The sequence below is a fragment of the Streptomyces sp. NPDC020845 genome (genome assembly GCF_044334165.1).
Taxonomy (GTDB): Bacteria; Actinomycetota; Actinomycetes; order Streptomycetales; family Streptomycetaceae; genus Streptomyces.
Window position 1 is genome coordinate 275,558 of sequence record NZ_JBIRSJ010000010.1, and the last position, 14,029, is coordinate 289,586.

The following is a 14,029-nucleotide window of genomic DNA, read 5'->3' on the forward strand; positions in this document are numbered from 1 at the left end:
GGCCGAACCTCGAGGAGAGACAAGACCGATGTCCGGCACTGTGACGATGTACAGCACCACCTGGTGCGGCTACTGCCGCCGGCTGAAGGGCCAGATGGACCGCGAGGGAATCGCGTACACCGAGGTCAACATCGAGCAGGACCCGGAGTCGGCAGCCTTCGTCGAGAAGGCGAACGGCGGTAACCAGACCGTGCCGACCGTCCTCTTCCCCGACGGTTCGACCCTCACCAACCCATCCCTCGCCCAGGTCAAGGCGAAGATCGGGGGCTGAGCCCCCACCAGGGACCAGCCCCACCAGCCGCCCCCGGGCTCAGGCCCGGGGCAGGGGCTCCCCGTACCAGAGTTCGATCAGACGGGCCGCGATCGAGATCCCCGAGGGCGGAAGCACCTCGCCGGACTTGAACGCGGCCCGCAGCTCGTCCCGCGAGAACCAGCGCGCCTCGTGGATCTCCTCCCCGTCCACCTGGATCCGGGAGGAGGTCGCGCGCGCCATGAAGCCCAGCATCAGGCTGGAGGGGAACGGCCACGGCTGGCTGGCCACATACTCGACCTCGCCGACCGTGACGCCCGCCTCCTCCGCCACCTCGCGGACCACGGCCTGCTCGATCGACTCGCCCGGCTCGACAAAGCCCGCGAGCGTCGAGAAGCGCCCCTCGGGCCAGTGCATCTGGCGGCCCAGCAGCGCCCGGTCCTGATCGTCGGTCACCAGCATGATCACGGCCGGGTCGGTCCGCGGGTAGTGCTCGGCCCCGCAGGCCGGGCAGCGGCGGATGTGTCCCGCCGCCGCGATCACCGTGCGCTCGCCGCAGCGCGAGCAGAAGCGGTGCAGCCGCTGCCAGTTCTCCAGCGCCACCGCGTGCACCAGCAGCCCGGCGTCCCGCGGCGACAGCAGGGCGCCCGCCTCCCGCAGCCCCGCGGGGCGCGCCGACTGGTCCATCCGGCCCGGCAGCGCGTCCTTCTGGAGCGCGAAATAGCGCACCCCGTCGTCGTCGGTGCCCAGGAAATAGCGGTGGGTCTCGGTGGGCGGGGCCTCGAAGGACGGGGTCATCACGAGTTCGGTGCGCCCGTCGGGCGTGTCGTCGACCAGCGCCTGACCGCCGGAGACCACGAAGACCCGCGTCGTCGGGTGGCTCCACGCCGCGGCCAGCCACGCCTCGTCCAGGCGGTGGTGGGCGGCACGGTCGATACCGCTCGCGCCGCTGAGCGTGATCGGCTGGGCGGCGGTGCGATCGGTCCAGGTGGTCACGGCTGCTTCCAACTCCCCCTGAGAAACGGGTGCTTTACATACATACGCGCTACACGGGCCGGTTGTCCGCGAATTCGCCCCACAGGTACGCGGCCGTCTCGGCGCCCTTCAGGAGCAGGTCGAGTTCGACCTTCTCGTTAGGCGCGTGCCAGCCGTCGGAGGGCACCGAGATGCCCAGGAACAGCACCGGCGCGCCGAGCACGTCCTGCAGATCGGCGGCCGGGCCCGAGCCGCCCTCCCGGGTGAAGCGGATCTTCGTACCGAAGGCCCGTCCCATGGCCCGCGCCAGCGACTGGAGCGCGGGGTGGTCCAGCGGGGTCAGACAGGGGCGGGTCGCGTTCCCGAAGGTGATCTCATGGCGGATTCCGTCCGGGATCCGGGCCGCGACCCACTCCCGCACCGCCAGCTCGACCTTGTCCGCGTCCTGGCCCGCCACCAGCCGGAACGACAGCTTCAGCTGGGCGTACGACGGCACGATCGTCTTGCCGCCCGGCCCCTGGTAGCCCCCGCCGATCCCGTTGACCTCCGCGGTCGGGCGGGCCCAGATCCGCTCCAGGGTGGTGTGGCCCGCCTCACCCAGCGTGGCGTGCGAATGCGCGGAGCGCAGCCAGGCGCCCTCGTCGAAGGGCAGCTCGGCGAACAGCTCGCGCTCGCGGTCGGTCAGCTCCACGACCCCGTCGTAGAAGCCGGGGATCGCCACCCGGCGGTCCGCGTCGTGCAGGGCGGCGGCCAGCCGGGCGGCCTCGGTGGCCGGGTTCGGGACCGCGCCGCCGAACGAGCCGGAGTGGATGTCCTGGTCCGGCCCGTGCAGATCGATCTGGCAGTCCGTGAGCCCGCGCATACCGGTGCAGACGGTCGGGGTGTCCTCGGACCACATGCCGGTGTCGGAGACGATCACGGTGTCGCAGGCGAGCCGGTCGGCGTGCGCTCGGATCAGCTCGGCGAAGTGCGGCGAGCCGGACTCCTCCTCGCCTTCGACGATCAGCTTGAGGTTGACCGCGGGGGCGGTACGGCCGGTCGCCGCGAGGTGGGCCCGTACGCCCAGGGTGTGGAAGAACACCTGCCCCTTGTCGTCGGCCGCACCGCGCGCGTACAGCCTGCCGTCCTTGACCGTCGGTTCGAAGGGCTCGGTGTGCCAGCCGTCCTCGCGGGCGGCGGGCTGGACGTCGTGGTGCCCGTAGACCAGCACGGTCGGGGCGTCGGGGTCGCCGGACGGCCACTCGGCGAAAACGGCCGGCGCCCCGGCCGTCGGCCATGTCTCGACCACCGGAAACCCCGTCGCGGTCAGGCTCGCCGCCAGCCACTCCGCGCTGCGCCGGACGTCGTCGGCGCGGGCGGGGTCGGCCGACACGGACGGGATGCGCAGCCACTCGGCGAGGTCGTCGAGGAACGCGGCGCGGTGAGCGTCCACGTAGGCGCGGACGGCGATGTCCGTGTCCGGGGTATTACTCATGCACTTGAGCCTATCCGGCCCGGGAGGGTGCCAGGGCCGGGGTCCGCGCACGGCCGCTGCCGCTATGTGTTCTCCGTCACGTGTTCATCGTGGGGTTCATGCGGTGCCTCATGGGTTCATGCGGCTCGGCGGGCTCATGCGTCTCCTGTGGCTCGCCGAGCAGGATGCGCTCCAGCTCCGCCCGGCCCGGCAGGGCCGCCGGGCGGACGATCTCGCCGCCGCGTACGTAGACGAACGCCGCGGAGACCGCCGACAGGGGCAGACCCTGCTGCTCCGCCCAGGCCAGGCGGTAGACCGCCAGCTGGAGCGGGTCGGCGTTCTGCGACCGGCCGGTCTTCCAGTCGACGATCTCGTACCGCACCCCCGGCCCGCCCCCCACGGCCCGCGGCGCGCGGTACACCGCGTCGATCCGGCCCCGGATCGTCCGGCCCGCCAGCGCCAGCTGGAACGGCGCCTCGACGCGATAGGGGGTGCGATGCGCGTACGGGGTGCGCGCGAACGCCTCTTTGAGCTCGGCCAGGTCCCGCTCGTTCGCGATCTCCGGCTCGTCGTCCTCGCCGCCCGGCAGTTCGTCCGGGCCCAGGAACGGAAGCGGCAGCGCCTCGAAGCGCGACTCCACCCACGCGTGGAAACGGGTGCCGCGGCGCGCGGCGGGGCGCGGCGGGCGCGGCATGGGGCGGGCCAGCTCCCGCGCGAAACCGTCGGGGTCGGCGGCCAGGCGCAGCAGCTGCGAGGCGCTGAGCGTGTACGGCATCGGCACGTCCCGCACCGTGGCGCGGGCCCGCCGCAGCTCGCCCGCGAGCGCGTCCAGGTCCCGGTCCCAGGAGGCGACCAGCCGCGCCTCCTCGGGCGGCAGGCTGCCGCCGGGCGCTGCGGTGGCCCCCTCGTCCGGGGCGGCCCTCTCCTCCGGGGTGGGCCAGCCTGCCCACAAGTCGCTGTCCTCGGGCTCGGGCTCGGGCTCTTGCTCCGCGATGTCGTCGGCGTACGGGTCGTCGTCGGCGTACGTCTCCGGCGCGTACGGATCGTCGTACGCGCCGTCGTACGCGTCCTCGGGCGGGCCGGACGGGGGCCCACCCGTCGACGGGTGCTGCGTGTCGTGTGCCGACGGGCCGTCCGCCGCCGTCGGCTCGCTGTCCGCCGCCGCGAGGCGGTCCAGGTGGGCGAGGACCACGTCCGCGGCGTGGCGGCGGCGGGCCAGGCCCTGCGGGTCGAGGGGCAGCGGCCAGGCGCGGTCGGCGGCCGCGGCCTTGAGGGCCGGATTCTCCTCGTCCTCCTCCGGGGGCGGCGCCCACGCCTCGACCTCGCCGTGGCCCGCCTCACAGTGCTCGCGCAGAGCCTCCAGAAAGGCCGAAGGGCCGCGCGGCTTCTTCTGCGTGGGCCCCCACCAGTGGCCGGAGCCGAGCAGCAGGGAGCGGGGGCGGGTGAAGGTCACATAGCCGAGCCGCAGTTCCTCGGTCCTCTGATGCGCCTTCATGGACTCCTTGAAGGCAGTCAGCCCCTTGGCGTTCCAGGCGGCGACGTCCGGAAGCGTCTCCGCGTCGCCGCGCAGCGCGTGCGGCAGGACCCGCGCGTTCGCCGTCCAGGACTCGCGGGCCTGGTCGCTGGGGAACTGCTTGTCGACAAGGCCCGGCACCGCCACCACGTCCCACTCGAGACCCTTGGACTTGTGCGCGGTGAGCACCTTGACCGTGTTCTCCCCGCCGGGGAGGGAGTTGTCGAGCCCCTTCTCGTACTGCGCGGCCGTACGCAGGAAGCCGAGGAACGCCAGCAGTGTGGCCTCGCCGTCCAGGGCCGCGAAGCCCGCGGCGACGTCGAGGAAGTTGCCGAGCGTCTCCCGGCGGCGGGCGGCCAGGGCCTGGGGCGAGGCGGACAGCTCGACCTCCAGGCCGGTGGTGGCCAGCACCCGGTGGAGCACGTCCATGAGCGGGTCGGCCAGCGAGCGGCGCAGCTCGCGCAGTTCGGCGGCGAGGCGGGCGAAACGGACCCGGGCCTCGGCCGAGAACGGCAGCCCGTCGTCCGGGCCGTCGGGGGTGAGGAAGGTGTCCAGGGCGTCGGCGAGCGAGACGATCTCGGCCGGATCGACGCCCTCGACGGCCTCGGCGAGGCGCCGGTCAGGGTCCTCGTCCTCGGCCCCATCTGCCGCAGGCCCTGCCGCCTCGTACCGTACGAGGGCCCGGGCGCGGCGGCCGAGCAGCGCCAGGTCACGGGGGCCGATCCGCCAGCGCGGGCCGGTCAGCAGCCGCACCAGGGCGGCGTTGGCGCCCGGGTCCTGCAGCACCTCGCAGACGGCCACCAGATCGGCGACCTCCGGCAGGTGCAGCAGCCCGGAGAGGCCGACGACCTCCACCGGGACCTCCCGCTCCACCAGCACGCCCTGGATCCGGGCGAAGTCGCCGGCCGTACGGCACAGCACCGCGATCTCGCCGGGCGGGGTGCCGGTGCGCACCAGATGGGCGATGGAGTCGGCGAGCCAGGCCAGCTCCTCGGCGTGGGTGGGCAGCAGCGCGCAGCGCACCACACCGTCCCGCTCCGCCCCCGGGGCGGGACGCAGCGCCTCGACACCCTCGTGCATGGCGCGCAGGGGCGCGGCGAGCCCGTTGGCGAGGTCCAGGAGGCGGCCGCCGCTGCGCCGGTTCTCGCTGAGCGCGAAGCGGCGCGCCGGGCTGCCGTCGGCGTGCGGAAAGTGCTCGGGGAAGTCGTCGAGGTTGGCCACCGAGGCGCCGCGCCAGCCGTAGATGGCCTGGCAGGGGTCGCCGACGGCGGTGACGGCATGGCCCGTGCCGCCGCCGAAGAGGCCGGAGAGCAGCAGCCGCTGGGCGACCGAGGTGTCCTGGTACTCGTCCAGGAGGACCACCGCGAACTGCTCGCGCAGAATCCGGCCGACCTCCGGCCGGGTGCGGGCCAAGGTGGCGGAGAGCGCGATCTGGTCGCCGAAGTCGAGCAGATCGCGGCCGCGCTTGTCCGCGCGGTACGCCTCGACGAGGCCCAGGAGTTCCAGGCGGGCGTGGGCGGCCTCGGGCACCTTGCGCAGCTCGGCGTTGGTCAGTTTCACCCCGTCGAGGGTGTGCAGCAGCTCGCCGTCGTACGCGCGCAGCCGCTCGACGGGGACCAGGTGCTCGGCCAGTTCGGCGTCGAGCGCGAGCAGATCGGTGACCAGGTCGGCGAAGGGGCGGATGAGCGCCGGGAACGGCCCGGGGGCGGTGCGCAGCACGCGCGCGGCGAGCTGGAAGCGGGTGGCGTCGGCGAGCAGCCGGGCGCCCGGCTCAAGGCCGATGCGCAGGCCGTGCTCCTTGAGCAGCTGCCCGGCGAAGGCGTGGTACGTGGAGATGTTCGGCTCACCCGCGGCGGTCTCCGGGGCCTGCGCGGCCCCCGCTCCGGCCGGCGGCGGCACCGGTGTCGGGTCAGGGTCCGTGACCCCCGCCTTGACCAGGGCCTTCCGTACCCGCTCCGACAGCTCCCCGGCCGCCTTGTTGGTGAAGGTGAGGCCGAGCACCTGCTCGGGGGCGACCTGGCCGGTGCCCACCAGCCACACCACCCGCGCCGCCATCACCGTGGTCTTGCCCGAACCCGCTCCGGCCACGATCACCTGCGGGGAGGGCGGCGCGGTGATGCACGCGATCTGCTCCGGGGTGAACGGAATGCCGAGGAGCTCCTTGAGCTGCTCGGGGTCGGTGATGCGGGCGGACATTCCAGTGAGGCTATCGGGGCCCGCTGACACCGCCGTCAACACCGAGGTCGTGGCGCCGGTCCCCACCGGCCCTCAGACGAGGCCGGTGTCGCGAACGCCACATCGCTCACTCACTCCACGACGTGCCGCCCCTCCGCCCGCGCGCTGCACGCCCCGCGGAACGAACAGCGGTTGCAGTGCTCGCCCACGCTCGGGGAGAAGCGCTCGTCGAGGACGCGCCCGGCCGCCGTGGCCAACAGCTCGCCCACCCACTCTCCCTGTGGCGGCTGCAGCGGCTCCTGCGCCTGCACCTTGGGGACGGCGTCCCCGCCGTCCTTGCGGGCGGCGCCCTGGCGCAGCTGTACGAGCTCCGCGCCGCCCGGCTCGGGGTGGCCGTCCGCGAAGAGGCCGTCCACCGCGCCCTCCCGCACCGCGAGCTGGTACACGGCCAGCTGGGGGTGGTGGGCGACGGCGTCCCGCGTCACCGACTGCTTGCCGGTCTTGAAGTCGACAACATAGGCGCGGCCTTCCCCGTCCGCCTCGACCCGGTCCATGCTGCCGCGGATCCGCACCTGGTAGGCGTCCGCCTCCAAGGTGACGTCGAATTCGTGCTCGGTGGCCACCGGGGCGCGGCCGCCGCGCTCCATCACATGCCAGCGCAGAAAGCGTTCGAGCGCGGCTCGTGCGTGCTCCTTCTCCTGCCGCGACTTCCAGGGCGCGTCGAAGGACAGGGCGTCCCATACGGAGTCCAGCCGCTCCATAAGGACCGCGAGATCGGCCGGGGTACGGCCCGAGGCCACCTCGTCGGCCAGGACGTGGACGACATTGCCGAAGCCCTGGGCGGCCGTCGACGGCGTATCGGCCTTCACCTCCCGCCCCAGGAACCACTGCAGCGAGCAGGTGTTGACGAGTTGGTCGAGCGCGCTTCCGGAGAGCGCCACGGGGCGGTCGCGGTCGCGCAGCGGGACCGCGCTGTGCGTCGGCTCGTACAGGCCCCACCAGCGGTACGGGTGCGCCGCCGGGACGAGCGGCTGGCCGTCGTCGTCGCGCAGCGCCGCGAGCCGCGCCAGACGGCGCGCGGCGGCGTCCCGCAGGTCGTCGGAGGCCGCCGGGTCGACGGTCGTGGCGCGCAACTCGGCGACCAGCGCCGCGACCGACAGCGGGCGGCGCGGGCGCTGGGTGACGTCCACCGGCTCGACGCCCAGCTCGGCCAGGAAGCGGGAGGGCTGGTCCCCGTCGTCCGCGGCGGCCTTGACGGCGGTGACCACAAGCCGCTCCTCGGCCCGCGTCACCGCGACGTAGAACAGCCGCCGCTCCTCGGCCAGCAACGCCCCCGGGGACAGCGGCTCGGCCAGCCCGTCCCGGCCGATCCGGTCCGCCTCCAGCAGCGAGCCACGGCGCCGCAGATCGGGCCACAGCCCCTCCTGCACCCCCGCCACCACGACGAGCCGCCACTCGAGCCCCTTGGAGCGGTGCGCGGTCATCAGCCGTACGGCGTCGGGGCTGACCATGCGGCGCGAGAGGGTGTCGGCCGCGATGTCCTGCGCGTCGATCTCGTCGAGAAAGTTGAGCGCCCCCCGGCCGCCCACGCGCTCCTCCGCGCGCGCGGCGGTCTCGAACAGCGCGCACACCGCGTCCAGGTCGCGATCCGCGTTACGCCCGGCGGCCCCGCCGCGGTGGGCGGCCCGCTCCAGCCGCTGCGGCCAGGACGTGCCATCCCACAGCTCCCACAGCGCCTGCTCCGCCGTGCCGCCGCCCGCGAGCAGTTCGCGCGCCTTGCGCAGCAGCAGGCCGAGGCGCTGCGCGCCGCGCGCGTACGCCGGGTCGTGCGCGACCAGGCGCTCGGGCTCGGCGAGCGCTTCGGCGAGCAGTACGTCGGAGGGGCGCGGCACGGCCCGCCCCGCCGCCCGCTCCTCCTCCCGCAGCGCCCGCCCCAACCGCCGCAGATCAGCAGTGTCCATGCCCCCGAGGGGCGAGGCGAGCAGCGTCAGCGCGGTCTCAACGTCGAGCCCGGCGGCGTTGGCCCCTGGGCGCCCCCCCGGCCCCCCAACCGGCGACGCGCCCGCGTCGGCGCCGGGCCCGGCGGGCTCGCCCCCCGGCTCCCCAACCGGCGGCGCGCCCGCGTCGGCGGCCTCGGCCTCGCCGAGGGAAGCCGCGCCCGGCGCCACGGCGGGCTCGGCGGGCTCGGCGGGCTCGCCGGGCGCCCGACCGCGAGCCGTCGGCTCGGGCGACGGGCCGGACTCGGACACGCCCTCGACGGCTGCGCGCACGCCTCCTGCGGCTTCTGCCGGGGCGGCCTCCGAGGAGGCGAGGTCAACCACCGCGGCGTCGCCAGGCGCGAAGCCGCCAGCGCGCGGGCCCCCATCGGCGGGCCGCGCGTCCGCGCCAGTGCCGGACCCGGCCTCCCCGGCAGGCGCGGGTCCAGCGGCCCCGGCCGCACCGGCGGCCTCGCCACGCCCGCCCACGGCTTCTGCCGGGGCGGCGTCGGCGGAGGCGGCGGCCGGCGCCTCGCCCGGGGCCGGGGAAGCCGCGCCCGGCGCCTCGGCGAGCCCTGCGGGCTCGGCGGGCGCCTGGCCGGGGGCCGCCGTGGGCGCGGCCCGGCCCGTGGGGTCTCGCAGCGCGGCCGTCGCGGCGGCGCGCAGGGCGGTCAGGAGGGGGGCCACAGCGGGCTCATGGCGCAGGGGGATGTCGTCGCCGTCGACCTCCACGGGCACGCCCGCCGAGGTCAGCGCGCGGCGCACGCCGGGGAGCGAACGGCCTCCCGCGCGCACCAGCACGGCCATCTCACGCCATGGAACGCCGTCCTCCAGGTGGGCGCGGCGCAGGATGTCGGCGATGTTGTCGAGCTCGGAGCCCGCCGTCGGGTAGGTGTACGCCTCGACGCGCCCACCGCCGCGGACGGCCGACAGCTCCCGGTGGGCGCGCACCGCGTCCGCCGGGAGGCGGGTGAGCGGCATCCGGTGGGTGAGCAGGCGGGTGGCCGCGAGGAGCGCGGCGCCGGAGCGGCGGGAGGTGGTCAGGACCTGGACGGGCGCCGGTCTGCCGTCCCGGCGCGGGAAGCTGTACGGGAATTCGAGGATGCCGCCCACGTCGGCGCCGCGGAAGGCGTAGATCGACTGGTCCGGGTCGCCGAAGGCGACCAGTGTCCTGCCGCCGCCCGCCAGCGCCCGCAGCAGCCGCAGCTGGGCCACGTCCGTGTCCTGGTACTCGTCGACGAAGACGGCGTCATAGCGCGCCGCCAGCTCCGCCGCCGTGTCGGACTGCTCGGCGAGCAGCACCGCCCGGTGCACCAGCTCCGCGTAGTCCAGCACCCCCTGGGCGTCCAGCACGTCCAGGTACTCCGCGAGGAAGGCCGCCGCCGCGCGCCAGTCCGGCCGGCCCTGGCGCGCCGCGAAGTCTCCCAGCGCGCGGGGGTCGAGCCCCAGCTCCCGGCTGCGCGCGAGCACCGCGCGCACCTCGTCGGCGAAGCCGCGGGTGGTCAGGCAGGCGCGCAGCTCGTCCGGCCAGCGGACCGCGGCGCGCCCCTCGCGCTCCAGCTCCGTCTGCCCGGCCAGCAGGTCACGGACGACGACGTCCTGCTCGGGGCCCGACAGCAAACGCACCGGATCGGCGAAAATGTCCATGTCCTGGTGTGCGCGGACCAGGGCATAACAGAATGAGTGGAAGGTCGTGGCCTGCGGGCCGCGGGCGCCCCCCAGGCGCGCCGCCATCCGATCGCGCAGCTCGACCGCCGCCTTGCGGCTGAAGGTGAGCACGAGGATCCGCTCGGGGTCCGCACCGCCCCGCACCCGCTGGGTCACCGCCTCCACGAGTGTCGTCGTCTTACCCGTGCCCGGACCCGCGAGCACCAGCAGCGGCCCGCCCGGGTGGTCGACCACGGCGCGCTGCCGTGCGTCCAGGGCAGGCGGAGCCACCGGGTCCGGCCGGGTGCGGACCAGCCGGTACGTACCCGGGGACGGCTGCCGCGAGGACGGCTGTCGAGCCTGCCGCTGGCGCGGAAGGGACGAGGAGGAGGAGCTCACGTGGATCGCCGGTCCTGGTGGGTGTGCTGGGTGCGGCACAGCCTCTCATGTGACGCCGGGCGTCACCCGAATGGCTGTGGATACGGCCGCGGGCGCGCCGCGGCGCTCAGGCATGGCTCCGGCCGGCCGGGGAACCGGCGGGCGTGCCGCCCCTCGTCAGTCCCCACCGGCCCCACCGGCCTCGCCCTCACCGCCGTCTTCGCCGTCCCAGCGGGCCCGGGCCAGGTCGAGCCGCGGCAAATGGCCCTCGGCCGAGCGCGCCGCCTCGCGCAGCGGCGTGCCCTCCTCCCGGTAGTGGTCCAGCGCCCGCAGCTCATGGCCGGACAGCAGCACGCCGTCCGCGCGCACCACGCGCCACCAGGGCACGGCACCCCCGTAGAGCGCCATGACGCGGCCCACCTGCCGCGGGCCGCCCTCGCCCAGCCATTCGGCAACATCGCCATACGTCATCACCCGGCCGGGCGGAATCAGCTCGGCGACCTCCAGCACTCGCTCCGCGTACTCGGGCAGCTCATGCGCGGCCCCCGTCCGCTCGCCCTCGGCGCGCTCACCGCTGTGATCGGGAATCCGGCTCATCCGGCACATCCTGCCGCATCCCACCGACAGCCCCGCCGGCCCTCCACAGGGCCCTCCCCCGATCCCCTCACCAAGGGTGCACCGAGCCCATACACGACGTACGATCCCAATTTCACGCCCCCGAAATGCACCCTGATGCCCACCTCCCCAGCCCGGGCATGCCACCATCTTCCGGGCGGTGACTGGTGATACGAGATCAAGAAGAGACGGCCGAGCAGCAGGGTGCGCAGCCTCCTGAAGGGGAGGCCCGCGCCCCCAAGGCGCTGCCCCGCGCCAAAGAGCCGGAGCCGTCCGCCGTCACCCCGGATCCGTCCCCCGCCACCCCGGATTCCCCCGCTTCTTCCGGTTCTTCCGGTTCTCCCGCTTCTCCCGCTTCACCCGACTGCGACGACCCCCATCCGCACGTCGACCGCGTCTCCGGCGACGAGCCGCTGCTCCCCGCCCGCGTCCACCGCCCCTTCGACCTGCTGCGGCTGCTGCTCGGCATCCTGGGCATCGGCACCGTGCTGGCCATCGCGGCCTTCGCGCACGGCACCACCGCCGGTCTGGAGAAGGACATCGGCCAAGGCGCCGACCAGGCGCCGACGCTGCTGATCGACTTCGCGGGCCTGGCGGCCAGCGTCGCGGTGCTGCTGCTCCCGATGGCGTTCGCCATCGAGCGGCTGATCAAACGCGACGGGCTGCGGATCGCCGACGGCGTGCTGGCCGCCGTCCTCGCCCATGGCGTGTCCCTGGCCACCGACCTGTGGGTGGCCCGTGGCGCCCCCGAATCGATCCGGGAGGCGCTCACCCAGCCGGCGCCCGGCGGCACCTTCAGCGACCCCGTACACGGCTATCTGGCGCCCGTCATCGCCTATATGACGGCCGTCGGCATGGCCCGCCGCCCGCGCTGGCGGGTGGCCATGTGGTTCGTGCTGCTGCTCGACGCCTTCGCGGTGCTGGTGGGCGGCTACACCACACCGTTCTCGATCATCATCACCGTGCTGATCGGCTGGACCGTGGCCTACGGCACGCTGTACGCCGTCGGCTCGCCGAACGTACGGCCCACCGGACAGCATCTGCTCGCCGGGCTGCGCCGCGTCGGTTTCGCTCCGGTCAGCGCGCTGCGGTACGAGGACTCCGCGGACGGCGAGCACGGGAACCACAACGACCGCGGCCGCCGCTATCTGGTCACGCTCGAGGACGGCCCGCCCCTGGACGTCACCGTCGTGGACCGCGAACAGCAGGCCCAGGGGTTCTTCTACCGCGTCTGGCAGCGGCTGACGCTGCGCACCATCACCCCGCCGCGCAGCCTCCAGTCGCTGCGCCAGGCCCTCGAACAGGAGGCGCTGCTGTCGTACGCGGCCATCGCGGCCGGCGCCAACGCGCCGAAGCTGATCGCCACCTCCGAGCTCGGCCCGGACGCCGTGATGCTGGTCTACGAACACCTCGGCGGCCGCCCGCTCAACGCGCTGCCCGACGAGGCGATCACCGACGAGCTGCTGGCCGAGGCCTGGCAGCAGGTCCAGGCGCTGCAGTCCCGGCGTATCGCCCACCGCCGCCTCGACGGCGACGCGCTGCTGGTGGACCGCTCCGGCAAGGTCGTGCTGACCGATCTGCGCGGCGGTGAGATCGCGGCCGGCGACGTGGTGCTGCGGATGGATGTGGCGCAGCTGCTCACCACGCTCGGGCTGCGGGTCGGCGCGGAGCGGTCCGTCGCCGCCGCGGCCCGGGTCCTCGGCCCCGACGCGGTCGCCGACAGCCTCCCGCTGCTCCAGCCGCTCGCCCTCAACCGCAGCACCCGCGCGACGCTGCGCCAGCTGGCGCGCGAGCGCGCGCAGCGGCAGCGGGAAGCCGTCCTGGAGGCCTCGCGCGCCGCCAAGGAAGCCCGGGAGGCCAAGGCCGCCAAAGAGGCCGAGGAAGCCGGGGAGGCGGCGGAGCGGGCCGAGGCCGCGGACGAGACCGCGGAGAAGTCCAGGCATCGGCCGACAGCGGCTGCGGCCGCGGTCGACCGCAAGGTGCTCAAGGCCGAGAAACAGGCGGAGAAGCGGGCGATCGACGAGGCTTTGGAGGGGGCCCGGGAGGAGGACCTGCTCTCCCAGATCCGTCAGCAGGTGCTGCTGATCAGGCCGCAGGCGCCGATAGAGCCGGTGCGGCTGGAGCGCATCAAGCCGCGCACGCTGGTCAGCTTCTGCGCGGGCGCCTTCGCCGCGTACTTCCTGCTGTCCCAGTTCACCCACATCCAGCTGGGCACGGTGGTCGGCGAGGCCAACTGGATCTGGGTGGTGGCCGCGCTGCTGTTCTCGGCGCTGACGTACGTCGCGGCGGCGCTGAGCCTGCTGGGGTTCGTACCGGAGAAGGTGCCGTTCGGGCGCACCGTGCTGGCGCAGGTCGCCGCGTCGTTCGTGAAGCTGGTGGCGCCCGCCGCGGTCGGCGGGGTCGCGCTCAACGCCCGCTTCCTGCAGCGCCAGGGGGTGCGCCCCGGGCTGGCGGTGGCCAGCGTCGGCGCGTCCCAGCTGTTCGGCCTCGCCAGCCATATCCTGCTGCTGCTGACCTTCGGCTATATCACCGGGACCGAGCGCACCCCGACCCTCTCGCCGTCCCGCACGGTGATCGCCGGGCTGCTGACGGCCGCGGTGCTCGCGCTCGTGGTGGCCGCGATCCCGGTGCTGCGGAAGTTCGTGTCCACGCGGGTGCGGTCCCTGTTCGCGGGCGTCGTCCCGCGGATGCTGGACGTGCTGCAGCGGCCCAAGAAGCTGCTCACCGGCATCGGCGGGATGCTGCTGCTGACGGCGGCCAACGTGCTGTGCCTCGATGCCTCGATCCGGGCGTTCGGCGGCGACATGAGCTACGCGAGCATCGCCGTGGTCTTCCTCGCGGGCAACGCCCTGGGGTCGGCCGCGCCCACCCCGGGCGGCGTCGGAGCCGTCGAGGCGGCGCTGATCGCGGGTCTGACGCTGGCCGGGCTGCCGTACGAGACGGCCGCGCCCGCGGTGCTGCTGTTCCGGCTGATGGTCTTCTGGCTGCCGGTGCTGCCGGGCTGGCTGGCCTTCACCCACCTCACCCGCAAAGAGGCCCTGTAGTCA

The 14,029-nt window shown here is 74.6% G+C and carries 7 protein-coding genes; 2 read left to right on the plus strand and 5 right to left on the minus strand.

Features of this window, described 5'->3' with window-relative positions:
• The first annotated feature begins 28 nt into the window (after positions 1–28).
• A complete protein-coding gene (locus ACH4U7_RS27320) occupies positions 29–271 on the plus strand; it encodes a mycoredoxin (RefSeq protein WP_385620619.1) in 243 nt (80 codons plus the stop codon).
• 39 nt (positions 272–310) lie between these two features.
• Here ACH4U7_RS27320 and nudC read toward each other — a convergent pair whose 3' ends face one another.
• The 5 genes from nudC to ACH4U7_RS27345 all read right to left on the minus strand — a co-directional run bounded on the left by nudC (position 311) and on the right by ACH4U7_RS27345 (position 10,964).
• Complete coding sequence (gene nudC / locus ACH4U7_RS27325; RefSeq protein WP_398530464.1) at positions 311–1,246, minus strand: NAD(+) diphosphatase; 936 nt, start codon at positions 1,244–1,246, stop codon at positions 311–313.
• Positions 1,247–1,295: 49 nt separating this feature from the next.
• Complete coding sequence (locus ACH4U7_RS27330; RefSeq protein WP_398530465.1) at positions 1,296–2,699, minus strand: dipeptidase; 1,404 nt, start codon at positions 2,697–2,699, stop codon at positions 1,296–1,298.
• A gap of 76 nt (positions 2,700–2,775) precedes the next feature.
• Positions 2,776–6,387 carry a UvrD-helicase domain-containing protein gene (locus ACH4U7_RS27335; protein ID WP_398530466.1) on the minus strand — a complete coding sequence of 1,204 codons (3,612 nt, stop codon included), beginning with the start codon at positions 6,385–6,387 and terminating at the stop codon, positions 2,776–2,778.
• 110 nt (positions 6,388–6,497) lie between these two features.
• A complete protein-coding gene (locus ACH4U7_RS27340) occupies positions 6,498–10,388 on the minus strand; it encodes a UvrD-helicase domain-containing protein (RefSeq protein ID WP_398530467.1) in 3,891 nt (1,296 codons plus the stop codon).
• A gap of 156 nt (positions 10,389–10,544) precedes the next feature.
• Entirely contained in the window at positions 10,545–10,964 is a 420-nt protein-coding gene (locus tag ACH4U7_RS27345; protein WP_398530468.1) for an MGMT family protein, read from the minus strand.
• Positions 10,965–11,149: 185 nt separating this feature from the next.
• Between ACH4U7_RS27345 and ACH4U7_RS27350 the strand changes: the two genes are divergently transcribed.
• Positions 11,150–14,026 (plus strand): YbhN family protein, encoded by a 2,877-nt coding sequence (locus tag ACH4U7_RS27350; protein ID WP_398530469.1) that lies wholly within the window; start codon positions 11,150–11,152, stop codon positions 14,024–14,026.
• The last annotated feature ends 3 nt before the right edge of the window (positions 14,027–14,029 follow it).

Bases quoted from the DNA above. Each gene is read 5' to 3' on its own strand.
- ACH4U7_RS27320 (WP_385620619.1), top strand. From the start codon at position 29: ATGTCCGGCACTGTGACGATGTACAGCACCACCTGGTGCGGCTACTGC.
- ACH4U7_RS27330 (WP_398530465.1), bottom strand. From the start codon at position 2,699: ATGAGTAATACCCCGGACACGGACATCGCCGTCCGCGCCTACGTGGAC.
- ACH4U7_RS27335 (WP_398530466.1), bottom strand. From the start codon at position 6,387: ATGTCCGCCCGCATCACCGACCCCGAGCAGCTCAAGGAGCTCCTCGGC.
- ACH4U7_RS27345 (WP_398530468.1), bottom strand. From the start codon at position 10,964: ATGAGCCGGATTCCCGATCACAGCGGTGAGCGCGCCGAGGGCGAGCGG.